The organism is Streptomyces tsukubensis (assembly GCF_003932715.1).
Taxonomy (GTDB): Bacteria; Actinomycetota; Actinomycetes; order Streptomycetales; family Streptomycetaceae; genus Streptomyces; species Streptomyces tsukubensis.
The window spans coordinates 7,320,216-7,338,308 of record NZ_CP020700.1; the positions used below are offsets into that span (position 1 = coordinate 7,320,216).

5 protein-coding genes are annotated in these 18,093 nt (G+C 72.2%); all 5 read left to right on the forward strand.

Features of this window, described 5'->3' with window-relative positions:
• The 5 genes from B7R87_RS30480 (at position 1) to B7R87_RS30500 (ending at position 18,031) form a co-directional block, all read left to right on the forward strand.
• Positions 1–11,850: a WXG100-like domain-containing protein gene (locus B7R87_RS30480; protein ID WP_130584782.1), complete on the forward strand. Its 11,850-nt coding sequence runs from the start codon at positions 1–3 to the stop codon at positions 11,848–11,850.
• A complete protein-coding gene (locus tag B7R87_RS30485) occupies positions 11,847–14,456 on the forward strand; it encodes a hypothetical protein (protein WP_157997821.1) in 2,610 nt (869 codons plus the stop codon). Before B7R87_RS30480 ends, B7R87_RS30485 begins: the two co-directional genes overlap by 4 nt.
• Before the next feature lie 75 nt (positions 14,457–14,531).
• Positions 14,532–16,052: a hypothetical protein gene (locus tag B7R87_RS30490; RefSeq protein WP_130584783.1), complete on the forward strand. Its 1,521-nt coding sequence runs from the start codon at positions 14,532–14,534 to the stop codon at positions 16,050–16,052.
• A gap of 98 nt (positions 16,053–16,150) precedes the next feature.
• On the forward strand, positions 16,151–16,720 hold the full coding sequence (locus B7R87_RS30495) for a hypothetical protein (protein WP_100249023.1): 570 nt from the start codon (positions 16,151–16,153) through the stop codon (positions 16,718–16,720).
• A 474-nt stretch (positions 16,721–17,194) separates the two neighbouring features.
• Positions 17,195–18,031, forward strand: coding sequence for a hypothetical protein (locus B7R87_RS30500; RefSeq protein ID WP_040913027.1), 837 nt, complete (start codon positions 17,195–17,197; stop codon positions 18,029–18,031).
• The last annotated feature ends 62 nt before the right edge of the window (positions 18,032–18,093 follow it).

Genomic DNA, 18,093 nt, shown 5'->3' on the forward strand with positions numbered 1-18,093 from the left:
TTGTCGATTCAGTTTCCCCCTGAGTGTGCCTGGCTGTTCGCCATCCTGACGGGCGAGGTTCCGCCCGACGGCGACGAGGACAAGATGTTCGCCCTCGCCGAGGTACACAAAGACCTGCACGGGAAACTGAACAAGGACTTCCAGGCGATGGTGGCCGACGTGCTCGGCTACACCAAGCAGAACTTCGACGGTGACGCCGCGAAGATGTACCAGGAGGCGATGAAGTCCTTCCTCGGCGGCCAGGAGGGGTTGGATTACTTCAACGCGGTCGGTGACCAGGCGCAGCTCGTCGCCGACTTCACGCGGAAGAGCGCCACCCAGCTTCAGTACACCAAGTACATGATCATCGCGCAGTTGGTGGCGCTGCTGATCGAGGCCGCCTTCGCGGCGGCCACGGCCTTCTTCTTCGGTGCTTCGATCGCGGTGTACCTGAAGAAGCAGGCGATCGTCCGGGTCATTCTGAAGACCAAGCTCGGCCGGCTGGTCGTCACACTGCTGACGCATCAGATCATCAACGTCGGCATGGGCGTCACGATGGACGCCATGATCCAGTGGATTCAGCTGAACCAGGGCACGCGCGACGAGTGGGACACCGAGCTCACGAAGAACGCCGCGCTGTCGGGCATGGTGCAGGGTCTGCTGGCCGGCCCCTTCAATGCGCTGGGCGACCGGTTCGGGAAGCTGCTGGCGAAGATGTTCGGTCTGGACGCGGGGCGGAACCTCGGCAACAAGATCGACGGGGTGCTGCCGCCGCCCAAGCCGAAGGACCTGGACGTCAAGCCCCTGCCGAAGAAGCCGGACGCGAAAACGGAAGCGCCGGTGCCGCCTCCGAAGGACGCGCCTGTACCGCCTCCGAAGGACGCGCCCGCGCCCAAGCCGAAGACCGAGTCGGGAACTCCGGAGCCCGCTCCGAAGCCGAAGCCGGAGACGGGGGAGCCCGCACCGAAGCCCGGGTCGAACAAGCCGGACACCGACAAGCCCGGCCCGCAGCCCCCGGTCTCCTTCGGCCGGGATATGAGCGAGGCCTTCCGGAAGAATCTGCCGAACACCTACGGACCCGGTTCCGCCAAAGCGGGTCGGCAGTTCGTGGACGACGTCGGGGAGGCTTTCCGCCGTCGCTTCGGCGACGGGGCCGTCGACGCGGGCCGGGACTGGGCCCGCACCCTGCTGGAGAAGACCGGGACCCGGGAGCTGCCGGACGCCCTGGAGAAGTCCCTCGGGCCGATCGCGAAGGATCTGGGTCCGGATCTCACCAAGGTCCTGAGCCAGGGCGCCGCCGACTCGCTCGGCCGCAGCATCCTGCGGGAGATCGTCGAAGGCACGGGCCGAGGCGTCTTCGAAGGTGCCCATGCCGCCGTGTCCGAGGGCATGTACAACCTGATCTTCTCCGACGAGCACACCTTCAAGACGTCCGGACTGACCTTCGGTTCGGGCATGGTCGAAGGCCGTCTCGGCGCCATGATGGAGGCCGGTGGCGAGAACCTCGCCATGGGGCTGCGCGGAAACCTGGGCATGGCGCCGCCGAGCTGGCTGACCGACGGCAACGTCGCGGGTGCCGGCAGCGGGGGTACCGCGTCGCCTGCCGCGAGCGGGGGGACCGAGGGGAAGACCGGCGGCCTCACCGGCGATATGCCGGACCTCCAACTCGACGAGTTCTACGACGAAGCCGGCAGCCTCACCGCCGATATGCGGAACTTCGGCATCGACGATCTCTTCGACGATGCGAGTAGCCTCACCAGCGATATGCGGAACCTCGGCCTCGACGATCTCTTCGACGGAGGCAACGAGGACGGCCCGGTCATGGCGCCGCCCGTCACGGCACCCGTACCCACCGCGACCGGCGGCGGAGCCGGTGCTGGGGGCAGCGCCTCCACCGCGGCACCGCAGTCCCCGGCCGCGCAGCCGACCAACCAGTCGAACCAGAGCAATCAGGGCAACCAGCCGAACCAGACTTCCCCGCGTAACGGCGCGAACGACAACGGCGGCTCCGGCGCGGAAAAGCCGGCGATGGTCCCCATGGAGAGCAACGCACCCACGCCGGATCAGGGCCAGGACACGGACCAGGCCACTCTGGTGGGCAGCATCGACCAGCAGCCCGGCGAGCAGGCGAAGGAGCCCGACCGGCTGGTCGCCGAAAGTACGATGCCGACGCCGGACTCCACCGACGAGCGGGGCGGGAACAAGGACGAGCCCGCTCCCGCGCCCTCCTCCGTCACGGCACCGGCGACCATGTCGGGCGAGACGCTGCTCGGTGACGACATGCTGTCGGACGACGATGACGGAGAACTGGACCACCTGGACGTCAGCTCGGCACCGCCGCTGCTGGACGACACGCCTCAGAACGTTCCGGAGAGCTCGGAGAACAACACCGCCCCGATCACACCTCCGTTCGCCATGACAACGGACATCGACTCGGATGACGGGGACTCCTTCTACACCGCCTCCGAGTTCTCCGTATACACGGATCCCGCCTCGGAACCGGAGCAGCTCGGCTCGGACGGAGAGGAGACCGCCGACACTCCGGCACAGCAGGGCGACGACGAGTCGGTCTTCGGCAACGGTGACCTCGGGCTGGGCCGGCTGTTCCGGGAAGAGCACGACGGCGCGGCAGCGTTCGGCCGTGGTGACTTCGGGCTGGGCCGGCTGTTCCGGGAAGACGACGACGGCCCGCCGCCCTTCGAACGCGGCGATCTCGGACTGCGCGGGCTGTTCCGGGAGGAGAACGACGGCACGGCGGCCTTCGACGGTGGCGGCTACGCGTTCGGCCGCCTGTTCCGGGAGGACGCCCGAGCCGAGGGCCTCGCCCCTGCGGTCCGTGACCTCGGAACCAACAACCGCGGTGTCCCGGGCGGGGTACAGCTCTCCACCGTCGGCCCCGGAGTCGTGAACGCGCTGCGCCGGGACCTGCTGACCACCCTGGGCATTCGCCCGGACGACCCCCACCGCGCCGATGTCGAACGGCAGCTGGACACCCTCATCAGCCCCCAGGCCCTGCACGACAACCGGGTGATGCTGCTGAGCCCCGACGGTCACCGCATCACCGTCTTCCACAACGGCACCGGGCATCCGCTCGATGTCCGGCTGAACCTCTCGGAGCCCAAGGCATCGGAGATGTACGGCTCATCGGGCCGGTTCCCGCCGCGCAACAACGAGGACCGCCTGTCCTCCGGCTACGACAGAACTTCGCAGGGCGGTACGAGCGCGGTGCGCACCGTTTCGCTGCCCGGCTGGGCCGGATCGCTGGTCAACAAGCTCAATACCCTGGCCGTCCCGGTCCTCGGCGACGTCTGGAACCGCATCACCGCCTTCAGCCTCTCCGTGACACCCACGATCGGTCTGGGCCGCCACACCCTGTCCACGACCGTCGCCCAGGCGGTCGTCGCGACCACCATGATGCGCAGCGGCGAGCGGGCCATTCCCTTCGACTACCGGGCCGCCTGGAGCATTCGGACACCGAACGACGGCACCCCAGCCCCCGCCGACACGACCGGCGACGGTACCGGCGGCATCCCCCTTCAGCCGCGCCATGTGAACCTCTGGTCGGACTCGGACGGCTCGGGAATCGTCACGGCCTGGTTCCCCAAGCACCTCACCGTCTCCGGAGACCCCTCCGGGCAGACGCAGTTCGTCAGCCGCGACGAGCGCGAGTTCCGGGCCCATCTGGAGAAGCTGCCGCTCTGGACCATGGACTCCATGACCGACCCCGGCAGCCTGCTGCGGCACGCCGAAACACAGTTCGGACGGGAGTTCGACCAGCTCTCACCCGGCTCCCGGGATGCGTTCCGCCGCTTCTTCGGCGGCCCGCAGCAGCTCGGCGCACTGCCGCTCCAGTACACCGGATCCGACGGGGACCGCTCGTCCCAGGGCACCGTCTCGCCCCTCCTGGTCGACCGGGACGGCAACGCCGTCGGCATGTTCAAGGTCACGGCGAGCATCACGCCCACCGGCGATCCCGCCCTGCGGGACATCCATGTCACCGACACCTACAACTTCGAACGTGCCCTCGACCGGCAGACCAAGGTCGACGCCCAGGCCAAGGTGTCCCGGACACTGGGCGCCGACGGTGCCTTCGGGGCCACCCTGAACACCCAGCAGCCCGGTGAACCGTCCGCGCTCAGGGACTTCAACCTCGGCATCACCAGCGCGGTCAAGGGCAGCGGCTCCCTCCAGAAGGACCAGTCCTTCGGCGCCGGATCCACCCACAACATGCTGCGCAACCTGCGGGCCAACGGCGGACATGTGCTCACCCCGGCCCGGGTCACGTACCAGGTCACCTTTGTCGGCGCCGACGGCACCCCCCGCCGGGCCGCCGACGAGATGACGGCGACCAACGTGTGGATCCGCACCCTGCACCCCGACACCGTCACCGAGACCGCGCCCACGGCCGAGCAGACCGTGGCGCCGCCCACCGAGGTGGCCGACCTCCAGTCCCTCGGCGTCTCGGCGACCCCGATCGCGGTCGACGGAGCGGGTGCCCGCGCCGTCCTCGCGGAGACCCGGCGCTGGCTCACCGAGAACGGATATCTGCCCCGCACCGAGACCGTGACCTGGCCCGGTGGCGAGGCGCTGGTCAAGGCGCGTCTGGAGAACCTGCGCGATCTGGACCTCTTCACCTCCTCCCACGGCCTCCAGGCCGGCGCCGACGAGTTGGTCGACGGCGGCTACACCCTCCACTTCAACAAGCCGGGATTCGGCGGCACCAACGAGCGCATCGCCGTCACTCTGGACCTGCGCAGACCCGCGCCCCCGGCGGACGGTACCGACGCACCCCCGATCCGGCACCTCAAGAGGGCCTCCGGCGTCGTCATCCCCAACATCAGCGGTATCACCATCCCCGGAAACAGCTCCCGCACCCGGACCACGTCCTGGTCGCTGGGCGGCAGCGTGGACGCCGGGCGCGCCGTCGGCGATTCCGCGGTCCGGCTCTCGGGCAACGCCGAGATCAAGAAGACCTGGCAGAACGCCCATACCCTCACCACCGGCTCCGGGCTCGCCTACTCCCAGCTGCTGGGGACGAGCAAACAGTCCACCGAGGTGTTCCGGGTGCCCGCGGAGCTGCATCTGACGATCTCCGCGGGGCGCGAGACGCTGCACGACTACCACTCCGGCATGTTCACCCCCGCCGACCGGGACGGCTCCGGAACCCCCAACGACCCCGGTGCCTATCTCGACGTCGCCCTCCCCGAGAAGCGCGTCGTGTCGGCCACCACTCCCACCCCCACGACGGGCGATGTCACCGTCACCGACCAGGGCGGGCTCCTGCCCGACAACGCCATGGTCGACATCATGCGCGGCAGCTCCGTGCTGAACGACCTGGTGAACAGCCTCATCCGGCAGTCGGCCCCGGAAGACGGCCCGGGTGACCGGGACACGGAGCCCGGCGACCTCGCCGAAGGCGCCGTACTGCCGACCCACACCCGGCCCGCCGCTGCCGACGGCTCCGGTTCGCTGGTGTCCTCACTCGTCGATGCCGCGACGACGGTTCGCCGGGTGGTGACCGGTGACGACCGAGCCGCCCAGGAGATCCTGCTCTCCGAGGCCCTCCACGCCCAGCTCACCCCCGGCGCCCTGACCGCCCGCGCCCACCAGATGGTCAAGGGCGTGTACGTCATCGACGATCTGTTCGTCCCTGGTGCCACCGTCGGGACCGATCTCGTCGTCGAGATCAGGGCCCGGATGACGAATGTGCGCCACCTCGACACCGTCTCCCAGTACGGAGAGGTCGACCTCGGGTTCATCGACAGCGCCTCCCACCAGACCAGCACCACGACGTCCCTGGAAGGCGGCGGCGGACTCGGTCTGAAGTCCGGCCCCGACCGCCGGGCGGCGGAGGCCGCAGCCGCCGGGACCCCGGCCGCCGACCGCCCCGTCACCGGCGGCGGCGGCGCCAAGGCGATCCACGGCCGCGGTACGACCCACGCCGTGACGGCCGCCGTGTCGACGAGCAACACCCATGTCCCCTCGGAGAGCGGCACCTACCACCGGATGGCCGCCGATATCGAGTACGAGGTCACCGTGGTCCGCGGACACCGCGGCGGACCCGTTCACGCCGCTCCCGTCACGCTCAGGGGCAGCGATACGGTACGGGGCGGGATGCAGTTCCTCGCCACCCCCGAACAGCTCCGCCACAGCGGCCAGCTCACCGGACTCGCCGGAATCGACCGCCAGGACGACCGGCCCCAGGACATCCCCCTGCCGGACCGCTTCCGTACACACGGCATCGCCGGACTGGCCACGGTCCTCGAAGTCACCCCCCTGACCGCCCCGCTCCCCGCCCCGCAGCCCCCCGGGACCGAAGCGCCCGCGACCCAGCCCGCGACGGCGCCGGCGAACGAGCCCGCCCAGCAGCAGCCCGGACCGGACCCCCGGGACTTCCTCCGTACCCGGCTCACGGAGCTGATCAGCACCGAAACACCGGGCGCACTCACCCCCGGCAGCTCCCACTACGTCCCCGGACTGCGCCAGCGCATCGCCGACTTCACCTCACCCGCGGCCATGGCCGCACTCGTCGGCCGGGGCGGCGACCAGCCGCTCGCCTTCACCTTCCCCTACCCCGACGGTCTGACCACCAAGAACGTCACCGTACGTCTCTCCGGCCGCACCGGCTGGGACGCGACGGCCCTGGAGAACGCGCGGGGCCGTGCGGCCGCGGCGGGCGCCGGGCTGGAGACCTTCAGCCAGCACGCGCCCAACAACATCACCGACGCCCGTTCCACCACCACGAAGTGGGGCGCTTCCGGATCGGGCAGCGCGTCCGTTCCCACGGCCGCCACCGGCAGCCGGAAACTGGGCGTCAGCCCGGGGGCCGCGCACTCCACCACCCGTACCGACACCGTCACGACCACGACCACCGCCGAGGACCGGATCTGGCAGCGCACCGACGGCGGGGCCGAGTTCAAGCTGGCGTGGACCTTCAACGCGGAGATCTCCGTCGACGGTGTGAACCGCGGCGCCATCCCCGAGGTGAACGCGAGCGTCACCCTCCGGTTCGCCCACGACAACGCCCCGGCCGCCGCCGGGCCGGTCATCGAACGGCTGCCCGCCGGGGTGCAGGAGCAGGACCCGCGGACCGGTCTGACCAGGGCCGAGGCCACCCCCGTACGCCCCAGTGGCACGGAGGTCGTCTACGGAGCACCGCAGTCCCTGCCGCTGCTGAACGCGATCCACGCCGTCGCGCCCTCCCTGGTCGACGCGGAAGGCCTGATCAGCGGTACGAGTCAGGAAGCCGCGGCGGTACGGATCACGGAGCTGCTGCACGGCGGAGAGATCACCGTCGACCCGCTGCGGCAGGCCTCCGGTCTCGGCGGGCCGCCCGTCCACACCGCCGACGGCAACCCCCGGACCACGCTCAGCACCGAGATCCTCCGGCCGAAGCTCCTCGGGGACTCGCACGGCGTCACCATCGACCGGGTACGCCAGACCGGCTTCGGCATCACGGCCGGCTCGTCCACGTCACGTACCACCAACGCCACCCTCGGCGTCAACCACACCGTCGACACCGAGGGAAACCACACCCTCGGCGCGAGCACCAGCCCCTTCCACTACCAGTCGGTACCGCAGGGGCAGGGCGGCGGGGACTCCGCGGCCGGCCGCCGCTGGACCAAGGTGGGCTCCGCCGGACAGCGTACGGCCACCTCCGGACTGCACACCCATGAGATCGAAGCCGACAGCGTCACCACCGTGACCGGCCCCGACGGCACCCGCCATGTCACCGGTACCGTCGTCCTCCGCGTCTCCGAGCTGGACCTGCTGGGCCTGGGCGTACTGCCGGACGCCGACCGCGGCGACGGGGTCTGGGACCTGTCCGCCCCGCCGCGCCGTCCGGACAACGTCTCCGACCCCGGCCCCGGCAATCCCGGCACCCGGCCCGACGCGGTGATCGTCGAGCACCTCGTCCGGGCCCGGGAGGAGCAGGAGAACGTCCTCGACACCGATCGGCGCATGCCCCAGCTCTGGACGACCCTGCCCCACGGCGACCGCAACGACCCGGAGTGGCGGGCGGCGGAACAGCAGGCCATGGACCGGGCCGCCCGCATCGCCCGGGAATCGCAGCTGACCGTCGAACTCGCCGTACGCGACGACGACGGCATCCGCTACCGGGTCTTCGACCCCGAAACGGCCGACGCCGAAGGGTCCCGGGGCACCGAGATCGACGGCCCCGGCGGACCGCGCTCCGACTCCCTGGCCGCACAGCCCCTGGACCGGCCCACGCCGTCGGTCGCCACCGTCTCCAGCAGCTCGGCACCGCCGCCGCCCCCGCCTCCGCCGGTCCGCAACCGGCCCGAAGGGAACACCGAAACTGCTGCCGCATCGCCTCCGCCGAGGGACCCGGATGCCTCGCGTCCCGTGAAGCCGCCGCGGGCCGAAGGCGACTTCGTGCAGCACCGGGTCGGCCGACAGGAGCTGCCCGTCCGGGGCCGCGACGACACGGTCGCCGTCAGCACGGAACGCTTCGACCCGAAGCTGCGCCAGGACGACCGGCCAGCGGGCCGCCTCAGCGGATCCGAGACCCGGATCCGCTACCGCGTCAGCCGGGAGCAGCTCCCCGACGGACGGACCGCACGGCACTTCTTCGTCACCCTGCCGTTCAAGCGCGGCCAGGACGTCAGCACCACCGACCTCACCGACCTGCAGAAGCGGGTCCAGAGCCTGCTCGACACCCATATCAACCGCGGCTACCGGCTCCCCGGCTCCGGGGACCAGCTCATGGTGACGACCGGATTCCTCGACAAGCCCGACCGCAGCGACGCGATCACCCTCACCAGGACACCCGTACCGGGCCGCGCCGACCAGCTCCACTGGGACGTCAACGACCACGACGCGGTGCTGACCCATGAACTCCTCCACTATCTGGGCCTCCCCGACGAGTACCTGGACACACCGGGCAGGCAGGAAGGCGACCCCCATATCTTCCGGGCCCGGCAGGACCGGACCGGGGTCCACGACGACGGGCTGATGGCCGTCGCGGACACCGCGTCCCTGTCAAGGGTGCTCGCGGACCACCTCGCCGTCATCGAACGGGTCAGCGACACGGCGAACATCCCGCTGCACACCACGTCGGCGGCGCAGCCCACCGCCCCTTCCCGGATGCTCGCACCCGACAGCACACCCGAATACCCGGCCAGCCAGTCCAACCGGGGCCGTGGCGGTCGGGGTGGCGGGAACGCCAATCGGGGCGGGCCGCCGGACAGCCGGGGTGGTGGGAACGCCAATCGGGGTGGTCCTCCGCAGAGCCGGGGTGGTGGAAATGCCAATCGGGGTGGTCCTCCGCAGAGCCGGGGTGGTGGGAACGCCAACCGGGGCGGGCCGCCGGACAGCCGGGGTGGTGGGAACGCCAATCGGGGTGGTCCTCCGCAGAGCCGGGGTGGTGGAAATGCCAATCGGGGCGGGCCTCCGCAGGGCCGCGGTGGTGGGAACGCCAACCGGGGTGGACACACCGCTCACGGGCCGGCGGCTGCCAACAGCACCGCCGCGCCCACGACGACCGTCCCGTACGTGAACAACCACTTCCAGTCGCGCTTCGGCAGCGCGACCGCCGACACCCTCAACCCGAACCAGTACCGGACGGCCGTCCGCGACAGCGTCAGGCAGATGCGCCCCATATCGTTCGTCGTCAACGCGATGGTCGACTGGAACACCCTCACCAGGGAGCCCGAGACGATCGACCGGTTCGTCCAGGCAGTCCTCCAGGGCAGGCGGTCCGAGAACCCGCCGGAGGTCGCCATCGTCATCGGCGTCAACGGGCGGGTCAATTCCGCGAACCCCGGGGTCGAGCAGAACATCCTCAACGCGATCCGGAACGCAACCACCGACCGCAACTGGAGCGTGCCCGTCGCCCTGGTGGCCGTGCCCATGAGACTGCGCCAGTCCGACGACTTTCCCTACGGCACCGCACGCAACCACGTGCTCACGAGCGACGCCACCTCCCGGGCGCTCAACGGTATGCGGACCACCACCCATCCCTATATGTCCTTCATGGACCTCGACCCCTATCCGCATCTGACACCGTCCGGCCGCCATGTCTTCGAACACTTCGAGAACCGGCTGAGTTTCGACGACATGACCGACCTCGGATATGCGCCGCTGCGCCCGCTGCTGATCTCCGGCGGATACACCATCCCGGCCGCCACCGACACACAGGGCCGTGACCGCCTCGTCCGGGAGACCCTGGCCCGCTGGAACACCCGCTTCGGAGACCGGCCCTCCGACGTGGAGAACACGATCCCGATGTTCGACGATCTCATCCGCCACGACATGCGGGTACGGAGCCGGATGGCCGAGACGGCCCCCCTGGTGCCGTACTCACCCGAACCGAACCTCTTCGCGGACGGGCTGGCGATCCTGCTGGACATCCCCGCCGACCACCAGGCCCTCGGCCCCGTCCGGTTCAGCAGAGGGGCGGGGGAGTACCACGGTCTGGCCGACAGCCTCATGAGGCTGGCCGCCTGGGAGATCGCCAACGACGCCGCGGACGGGATCCGCGAGGTGGGTGACCGCAACAGGACCGGACGGACCGACAGAAGCGAACTGACCGCGCAGGTACACGTCGCGGCGGACCATCTGCGGCCCGCTGCCCGGGGCACGGCCTTCCTGGTGGACTTCGAGAACGGTGCCACCCAGACCGACCTCTCCCGCCTCTTCGTCGGCATGCTCGAATCCCGGCGCAAGACCGCCGAGGCGACCGAGGGCGGGCAGCATCCGGATCCGGGCGCGCTCCACGTCCCGCAGAGCCATACCAACCCCCCGCCCTTCGGGCGGCTGTTCACGCTGGACAGAACGGACCGGGAAGCCCTCAAGAACGCGCCCCCGTTCAACAACGCCGCACTGCGCAGCTCCGACCTGATGAACGGGCGCCCCCTCGCCCCGGACCCGGCGGCCGATCCGCTGAACCTCTTCGCCGACAAGCCGCTGAAGCAGGCCGCCTCCGTGCCCGTACCCGGTCACCCCGGGCTGTTCGCCGGCCTCGGCCCCGACCAGCAGCGGCTCCACGCACTGAATCTCCTCAACGTCACCGACGAGGCCGTACTGCAGCGCGGCTTCCACACCTTCGCCACGATGTACCTCTCCGACGGCGGGGAGGGACTGAACACCCGGCCGCGGTCGTTCTTCGACGCCCTCGGGCAGGCACTGAGCCCCGGCACCTCACCCCTCCGAACCCACGGAGACGGATCGCCGGTCACGCCGTCCGTGGCTCCGTGGAGCGCGGCCCACGACGGCGTCGCGACCATGCTGCAGAGCGTGATCACGACCCACACGGACGAGGTCCCCCAGCCGTTGGCCGTCGCGCCGGAGAGAACCCCCGCCGAGCAGGAACGCGACAGGGCGGCGTGGATCAGAAGCGGAGCGCAGGAGGCCCGGACCCTCGTAGCCAGGGCACAGGAGGCGGGCATGACGGTGGAGGACCTCCTCGTCCGGCTCTTCACCGGCCGCATCCACCCCATGAGCCACAACTTCGACGAGTACACCGTTCCCGTGCCGCCCCAGCAGGAGAGTTCCGCGGCCGCGGCGGCACGGCGGACGACCCCGCTCGAAGGGCCCTTCACCCTCGACGGCTCAGCACTCCTGCTGCTCGGGCTCTACGCCGACGGCCTCGGCCGCACTCTCGTGGTCACCGGTCCCGACGGCACCACCGAGACCGTCAGGCCCCAGGGCCCTTCGGCCGGGGAACTCCGCGTGGTGTGGACCGCGCACGGATGGAGCGTCCCGGAGCCGGTGGCCACCTCGTCCGGATCCACGGCTCCGGCCCCCCGCCCGGGTGCCGGAGGCGGTGGTCGCGGACTCGACCAGCAGGCGTTCGACATCCTCACCGGCTCGAAGGGCTCGGGCTCGGGCAAGGGAGGCAAGCGATGACCCGGCCGAGGCAAGGGGAGCAGACCGCAGCAGGGGGAAGGGGCGGAATGCCGCGGCTGCTGCGGCGGTTCGGGCGACGGGCCGGTGCCCCGGTCGGGGCCGCCCCCGCCGAAGGTCCCCGTACCGTCCTGGAAGACCTCTCCCACCGCTATCTGCTGCGCTCCTCCGCCGTCGACGAATCCACCGTCCGTGACCTCCTGCGCGATCTGCCCGCCGACGCCCGTCGGCCCGTCGTCGTCGTGGATGTGCCGCCGGACGCCGCCCGCAATCTCGGCGAGGAACTCGGCACCCTGCTCGGGCGGCTCAGCGACGGAGAACCGCTCGCCGTACGGCTCGTCCTGTCCGGGGCCGCGGCCCCGGCCGGGGAGGCCGGACCGCTCGCGCAGCGGCTCGCCGACGCCTGGCGCATCACCCTGGAGGCCCCCGACGCCGCCGCCGTCCTCACCCCCGGCGGGCTGCTGTACGTCTCCGAACCCGCCACCCCCGGCGGCGGCTGGTGGCGCTTCGTACCGGACGCCGCGCCCGAAGCCCTCGGCATCCGGCTGCCCGCGCCCCGCTGGCAGCGCGCCCTGGCCCGGGTCCCCGCGGGACGGGTCGGTGCGTGCGTGGCGCGGCCCGTGCCCGCCGGAATGCTGCTGAGCCCCGCGGACGCCGCCGCGCCCCGGCCCGGCGACCCCGCCTACGCGGCCGCCGCCCACCCCGAGAAGGTGAGCGTCCTGCTCGGCGTCCCGCGCGCCGCGCCGGTTCCTGCCGACGATCTCGCGACCCTGCTCGCCGGGCTGCCCGCCGACGCCCGGTCCTCCGTGCGGCTCGTCCCCGCCGACGGACGCGAGGCGGTCACCCTGGCCGAGGACGTCTGCGATCTGCTCGGCACGGAGCTGGAGGTCACCCTCGGCCTGCCGCTGAGCGGCGACGGTACGGCGGAGGCGGCGGCGGAGTCCGTACGGTTGCTCTCCACCGAGGGCGAGTTCACCTGGTCCCCGCCGCTGACCGCACTGAAGTGCTTCCCCGCGCGGGACGACGGATCGCGCCCCGAGCCCGAGCCGACCGGCTGGTCACTGCCGGGAGCCCCCGCCGGAGCCGGCGACGAACCGGCGCTCCTGCTGGCGTCCGGGGCCCGGGCCTTCGCCGTACGCTCCGGGCTCTGGCTGGGCAAGGATTCCGCACCGCCCCGGGAGATCGGCCGACGCCCCACCGACGCCCGGGCCCTGCGGGTCACCGTCGACTCCGCCTGTCTGACGGGACGGGAGCGCGACGCCCATCTGAAGGGACTCGCCGCACTCCTCGCGGAACTCGACGCACCGGCCCGCGCGCACGCCGAGATCGCGGGACCCGCCGATGCCGCACCCGAACTCGTCGCCGAGCTGCGGAAGTTCGCCGTCCGGACGGGGCTGGCGTTCGCAGCCCCGGCCGAGACGCAGACCGCCGAGACGGAAGTGGCCGGACTGCGGGAGCCGGGCACTCCGGCCGCCCCGCTGCCCGCCGTCACGGCAGCGCCGGTGACCACGACCGGCCGGGCCCCGGCCGCGCGCCCCGCCACGGCCTCCTCGCCCGAACCGCTGCCGGTGGTGGCCACCACGGTGCGGGCCGAGACCACCGCAGCCGTCCCCCTTGCGGGTCCGCTGCCGGACAGCGCATCGACCGTGAGCACGGCAGAGTCCACACCGGCGGTATCGCGGGCCGCCTGTACTCCGCAGGCCGCCCCTGCGGTCGCTGTCGTGCCCACCGTCGCCCTCACGGCGACCGGCCCGCTGCAGTCCTCCGCTGCCCGCCCGCCCGCGACCTCCCCCGAACCGGCGCCCGCGGAGGCACCCCGTACGACCGTCCGGGCCCCCGCCCCGGCAGTCGCCCCCGCCCCCGCTCCGCTCCGCCCCGCGCCCACCGGACTCAGCGGCGAACGCGACCGGCACGCCTTCCGGGAACTCGCCGCCGATATCTGGGAGGAGCACAGCGGCCCCGTCGGCCAGGCACTGATCAGACTGCCCGCACTGCGCAGTTCGGGGGAGGAGGGCGCCAACGCCGATCTCATCGCCGTACGGCTCTACCTCTCCTCAGGGCCCGACGACCCGTTCGGCGCCCGCGCACTCGCCGCCGACCCGGACCGGCTCCGTCCCTACGCGGTCTGTCTGGCCTCCGGACTGCGCAGGCTGCCCGCGCTGCGCGGCACCCTGATCCGTGCCGTACCGCAGCCCGGAATCCCGGACGATGTGGTCCCGGGGGCCGTACTGACCTGTGACGCCCCGCTGGACGTCGTCCACGCGGAGGCGCGTGGTGCCGCGGTGCCGCCCGATGCACTGGTCCGCTACGCCATCCGGCCCGTGACCGCCCGGCGTACCTCCGTACTCACCCGCGACGGAGACGGCGCCGGGGCCCTGTTCGCCGCCGGGACGTCCTTCACGGTCCTGGCCCGCCGGGAGCGCGGCGACGGATCACCGGCGCGGGTCCTGCTGGCGGAGACACCCGGCGGGGGCGGGCCGTTCCGGGAGCCGTCCGCCGGAGCCCTGGAGAAGCTGGACGCCGCCGCCCGCCGGTCCGCCGCCGGGGAGACGCCCTGGCCCGGACGGTGCACCGGTCCGCTCCGGCTGTACGTCCCACCGGCGTCCTGAAGGAGCCGGGGCCGCACACCCCGGTTCCTCCGCCGCACCCGTCCCCGTACCCGTACCCAGAAAGGCAGCCCAGGCATGGCAAGCAGAGAGACCACCCCGGACGGCGGAAACGCACCGGACACCTCGGTACGGCGCGCGGCGGCCGTGGCGCCCCTGGCACAGGAGCCGGCCACGGGACTGTTCCCCACGGCCGCGGCCGCCGCTGCTGTCGCCGCGACCCCGGACGCCCCTGCCCCGGCCGCCGCACCACCGGCCGCCGGAGAGACGGGTTCGTCCGCGGCGCGACCGGCTGCCGCCCCGGCGACCGGTGTCTCCACGGTGAGCGGTGCCGCCGCGGCCTCCGGCACCCCCGCCGCGACCGCCGCCTCCACCACGAACCCGCCCGCCCCGGCCGCCGCGGCGAGTGCGGATCCGGACACCCGGGCCTCGACCGCGACCCGTACCGGAGCCGTTTCGGCGGTACGGGCCCGGCTCGCGACGGCGACCCGGGCCGCCGGACCCGGTTCGGGTTCCGGTACGGGTACGGGCGCCGACGGCACTCCGCCGGGACGGCCCAAGAAGCCGCTGATAGCCGCCGCCGCGCTCGGCGGACTGGTACTGATAGCCGTTCCGTTCCTGATCTCCGAAACCTCCGAACCCGACGAGAAGCGGAAGACCGCGGTCGCCGAAGGACCGCCCGGCAGCCTGATGGACCCCGACGGCGCCGACCCGGGACTGGTCCCCGGCGAGGAGCGGCTCGCGGCACCCGGCTCCCCCAAGGGCAGTCCGGCGCGACGAGGCACAACTCCGGCCGCCGGTGGAGCGTCCGGGGCCGCGGGCGGCGGGTCGTCTGCCCTGGCCCCGGTGCCGGGACCCCAGGAGGCGGGCGCCCCCCTCCCCGGGGTCGCCGGAGGCACCGGCGCGGGCGGAGCCGCGGGGCCCGCCACCGGAACCAACGGGAAGAAGCCCCCGGCCACTCCGGCGGGAGCCGGGAACGCCAAGCCCCCGGCCACCACCCCGGCGAAGAAGCCCCCGGCCGTCCCGGGCAAGAAGGCCCCGGCGACGAACACGCCCTCGAAGTCCGGCCCGGCCGCCAAACCGCCCGCCCCGGTGGCCGCCACCTATGCGCACCTCATCGGCCCTGGCTGCGACACACCGGGCTTCGCGGCAGGCGGCAGGTACGACAGCAAGGGCAAGGACCGCTGGCGCGGCAGCCGCGGCAGCACCACCGGCTACGGCTGCAGCGGCTTCTACTTCAGCGTCCCGATGTCGGACAGGAGCTCCGACGACAGCTGGGCGCAGTGGAAGTTCACGACCGGCAAGGTGACGAAGGGCGTCTGCGCGGTCCAGGTGTACATCCCCAACGTCAAGAACATCACCTATGTCGGCGGCAACCCCGCCTACTACACCGTGTACCGGGCCTTCACCCAGAAGTCCTCCAATGTGCTGGGCACCTTCTCCCTCAACCAGACCGCCCACCTGGGGGGCTGGGTGAACGCCGGCAGCTACCGGATCTCCGGCGGCAAGATCTCCGTCGTGCTCGGCAACCGGGGCAGCGACTCCGGCAACCGCCATGCGGCGGCGGCTCCGGTACGGGTCAACTGCACCGCGTCCTGAGGTGACGGGCCCGGGGGGTGCGGCCGTCGGCCGTACCCCGCCCGGCACCGGTCCCGGCGGCCCGGTCCGCCCCTCGGGCTATTGGTAGTGTGATCATCGTGACGGAGCTGGAAGAGCTGGTGCTGACCCCCGGCGAGCGCGCCCGCGGGGTCGACGCCGACAGCGTCGTGTTCAGCATGGACTGGACCGGTGAGGAATCCCCGGGTGAGCTGGCGTCGTTCGCGGCCGACCGGGTACGGAGCTTCGGAGCGGACCCGAAGGACGTCGACACTTCTGCCGTCCACCGTGCGGCCGAAACCGGTCCTGCCCCGGGTCGCGGCGATTTCCCCGTCCGGCAGCTCGACCATCTCTCCGGTGTGCTCGCCCGGCTCGGCTGCACGCTCCTGGTATGGGACACCGGCACCGACACCTATGAACTGCTGGTCGCGCTGACCGGCGGCCGCGAACCGGCCGGGCTGACGCACCACGGCCTCCCGGTGCGGGCCTGGGGTTCGCCCTCCGAGACGGCCCTGATCAGCCTCGACTGCCCGAACTGCGGCGACATGCTGGTCTGGGAACTGCCGACGGCCGAAGCGGACCGGGCCCTGGCCGGTGAGTGCTGTGACTGCGGGACCGCCTTGTTCGACGCGTCCGGCCGTCCGCTGCCCGACGTCACCCTCCACGGCTGAGCCGTCCGGCGCCCCCGGCCCCGTCCGGGACCCGGTTCACTCTCAACGGCGTACCGATGAGATGCTGTTCAATGGCGTGACCAGAGATACCGGTGTGCCTCCAGAGTCGGGCAACACGGTCATGACCCGCCATCAACCGATCGGTTGATAGCGCTTTGAGCCGGATGGGCGATGCGGTGACTCCCGCCCTTGGCCGAGTCTCGTCGCATGGACACGGTGAGCACGACCCCATCAGCCTGCGAGTTCGCCGTCGAAGCCGGTGAGCCGACCACGTCCGTGCACCGGATCCGAAGACCGAGTCCGTCCGCCGGACCCGGCAGGCCCCTGCCTGCCGGGTCCGGCGGTGCCGGTCCTGCCGAGGGGGATTCCCGCCGGGGCGGCGGGGCGGCCACCGCCTCCGCCCCGGTCGTGCGCATGGTCCCCGGATACCCGCCGCGTGCAGTCGGTGCGGAAGAGGTCCGTGTCCTGCGGCCGATGGCGTCGGAGGGGCCGCGGCCGCCCTTTCCGCCCGACCGGAGAGCCGGGCGCGGCACCGACGGGATCCGCCGACTGCCGGCGATCTCCCTCCGTGGACGGCGGGCCGTCGACGCCGAATGCTCCGGCGGCCCTTCCGAGGGCGCAGGTCCCGAGGTGGTCGACGCCGGTGCCGAGCACGGCCGCTCGCCCACCCCGACCGACCGCGCCGCCGCGGCCCTGCGGATCCTCACCACGTACCCCACGATGTCGGACCGGGCCATCGCCGTTTCCGTCGGTCTCGGGGCCCGCGCGGTCGCGGAGCTGAGGCGTTCGTCCGACGCCGTACCGAAGGCCAACTTCCGCATCGGCCGCGACGGCAAGGTCCGTCCGCTGAACGGCGCCAAAGGCCGGCTCCGGGCCGCGGAGCTGATGAAGGAGAACCCCGGGGCCTCCCTGCGCCAGGTGGCGCGGACCGCGGGGGTGTCGCCCGCCACCGCGCTCGACGTGCGGAGGCGGCTGGAGCGCGGTGCGGAGCCCGTACCGCGTCGGCGCCCCGTCGGATACCGGCAGGAGACCGCGGCCGGATCCCCTTCCGCCGGGGCCGGGAATCCGACGGCGGCCGCCCTCGGCAAGCTGACGCGTGATCCCTCGCTGCGCCAGAGCGAACTGGGGCGGCAGCTGCTCCGGCTCCTCGGGGAGACCGAAGTGGGCACCAGGGACCTGGCGGAGATCGTCGCCTCGGTGCCCGCGCACTGCATCGAGCTGATCATCGAGGTGGCCCGTCACAACGCCCGGGTCTGGGAGGGGTTCGCGGAGAACCTGGAGCGGCGGGCGCGGTTCGTCAACGCCGACTAGGTAGTTCCTTTCGGACCACGTCCGGCGCCGGCTTCTGCCCGCGCCGTCGGCCGCTTGCCCTT

Bases quoted from the DNA above. Each gene is read 5' to 3' on its own strand.
- B7R87_RS30485 (WP_157997821.1), top strand. From the start codon at position 11,847: ATGACCCGGCCGAGGCAAGGGGAGCAGACCGCAGCAGGGGGAAGGGGC.
- B7R87_RS30490 (WP_130584783.1), top strand. From the start codon at position 14,532: ATGGCAAGCAGAGAGACCACCCCGGACGGCGGAAACGCACCGGACACC.
- B7R87_RS30500 (WP_040913027.1), top strand. From the start codon at position 17,195: ATGGCGTCGGAGGGGCCGCGGCCGCCCTTTCCGCCCGACCGGAGAGCC.